Here is a 2541-nt window from a genome sequence, read left to right on the forward strand (position 1 = left end):
CATTCACCTTCACGGTGTCGCCGTCGATGATCTCTCCGGCCAGCAGTGCCTTGGCGAGGGTGTCGCCGATGGCCTGCTGGATCAGCCTGCGCAGCGGTCTGGCGCCGTAGACCGGGTCGTAACCCCGCACCGCGAGCCAGAACTTGGCCGAATCGCCGACATCGAGGGTCAGCCTGCGCTGGGCGAGCCGCTTCTGGAGTTGGGCGAGCTGGATGTCGACGATGTACTCGAGTTGTTCCTCGTCGAGCGCGTGGAACATGACCACGTCGTCGAGCCGGTTGAGGAATTCCGGTTTGAACGCCGAGCGCACCGCGTTCATGACGAATTCCTGATCGCCGCCCGCACCCAGATTCGAGGTCAGGATGAGGATGGCGTTGCGGAAATCGACCGTCCGCCCCTGACCGTCGGTGAGACGGCCTTCGTCGAGGACGGCGAGCAGGATGTCGAAGACATCGGGATGGGCCTTCTCGATCTCGTCGAAGAGCACCACCGAGTACGGCCTGCGCCGCACCGCCTCGGTGAGCTGACCGCCCTGGTCGTAGCCGATATAGCCCGGCGGCGCGCCGACCAGGCGGGCCACCGCGTGCTTCTCGCTGTACTCGCTCATATCGATGCGGACCATGGCGCGTTCGTCGTCGAACAGGAAGTCCGCCAAGGCTTTCGCCAATTCCGTCTTACCGACGCCGGTCGGGCCGACGAACATGAACGAGCCGGTCGGACGGTTCGGGTCGGCGACGCCGGCGCGCGCTCTGCGCACCGCGTCGGAGACAGCTGTGACGGCCTCGATTTGACCGACGACCCGCCTACCCAGTTCCTGCTCCATGCGCAGCAGTTTCTGGGTCTCGCCCTCGAGCAGCCGCCCGACCGGGACACCGGTCCACGCGGAGACCACCTCGGCGATATCGTCGGGACCGACCTCCTCCTTGAGCATGACCGAACCGTCGGCGGCCGATTTGGAGACCTGCTCGGCCTGTTCCAGATTCTTCTCCAGTGCCGGAATCCGGCCGTAGCGCAATTCGGCGGCCCGTCCGAGATCACCGTCGCGTTCGGCCCGCTCGGATTCCCCGCGCAGCGATTCCAGTTCCTCCTTGAGGGCACGGACTCCGTCGATGGCGTTCTTCTCGTTCTGCCACCTGGTCGTGAGCTGGTTCAGTTTCTCCCTGTCGTCGGCGAGTTCCTGGCGCAATTTCTCCAGCCGTGCCTTGGACGCCTCGTCGGTCTCCTTGCTCAGCGCGACCTCTTCGATCTCGAGCCTGCGCACCGCGCGCTCGACCTCGTCGATCTCGACGGGACGGGAATCGATCTCCATACGCAGCCGCGACGCCGATTCGTCGACCAGGTCGATCGCCTTGTCCGGCAGGAACCGGGAGGTGATGTAGCGATCCGACAACGCCGCCGCCGCGACCAACGCCGAATCGGTGATGCGCACGCCGTGGTGCACCTCGTAGCGTTCCTTGATGCCGCGCAGGATGCCGATGGTGTCGGCCACCGAGGGCTCGCCGACGAGCACCTGCTGGAAACGGCGTTCCAGGGCGGCGTCCTTCTCGATGAATTTGCGGTATTCCTCGAGGGTGGTCGCGCCGACCAGCCGCAGCTCACCCCTGGCCAGCATCGGCTTGATCATGTTGCCCGCGTCCATCGCCGATTCGCCGGTCGCGCCCGCGCCGACGATGGTGTGCAGCTCATCGATGAAGGTGATGACCTGTCCCGCGCTGTTCTTGATGTCCTCGAGCACGGCCTTGAGCCGCTCCTCGAACTCGCCGCGATATTTCGCGCCCGCCACCATGGCGGCCAGGTCGAGGGAGACCACGGATTTGCCGCGCAGCGACTCCGGCACGTCACCGGCGATGATGCGCTGGGCCAGTCCTTCGACGATCGCGGTCTTGCCGACACCGGGCTCACCGATCAGCACCGGATTGTTCTTGGTCCGACGGCTCAGCACCTGCACCACGCGGCGGATCTCGGTGTCGCGCCCGATCACCGGATCGAGTTTGCCCGCTCGCGCCGCCTCGGTCAGATCGGTGGAGTACTTCTCCAGCGCCTGATAGCTGCCCTCGGGATCGGGGCTGGTGACCCTGGCGCTGCCGCGCACGGTGGTGAACGCCTCGCGCAGCCCGTCGGCGTTCGCGCCGTACTTCGTCAGCAGCATGGTCACATCCGAATCGCCCTGCGCCAATCCGACCAGGACGTGTTCGGTGGAGACGTATTCGTCACCGAGTTCGGTGGCCAAACGCTGGGCGGCGGTGATCGCCGCCAGCGCCTCGCGTCCGAGCTGCGGGGTGGTGGTCGCGCCGGTGGCGCGCGGCAGCCGGTCGACGATGTCCTGTGCCTCGCGTCGTACCGTCGCCGGATCGGTTCCGACAGCCTTCAGCAAAGGGGCGGCGATGCCGTCGGTTTGATCCAGCAACGCCACCAGCAAGTGCGCCGGACGAATCTCCGGATTGCCCGCGGCGGAGGCCGCCTGCAGGGCGGCGGTCAGCGCCGCCTGGGTCTTGGTGGTGGGATTGAACGAGTCCACGTGCACCTTCCTACGTCATTGAT

General features: G+C 66.3%; 1 protein-coding gene. It reads right to left on the reverse strand.

The window, feature by feature from the left end:
• A partial coding sequence (clpB, locus tag JZ792_RS40915; protein WP_216918330.1) for an ATP-dependent chaperone ClpB occupies positions 1 to 2518 on the reverse strand: 2518 nt, incomplete at its 3' end.
• Positions 2519 to 2541 lie beyond the last annotated feature (23 nt).

Origin of the sequence: Nocardia noduli, from assembly GCF_019038455.1 — a bacterium.
Classification (GTDB): Bacteria; Actinomycetota; Actinomycetes; order Mycobacteriales; family Mycobacteriaceae; genus Nocardia; species Nocardia noduli.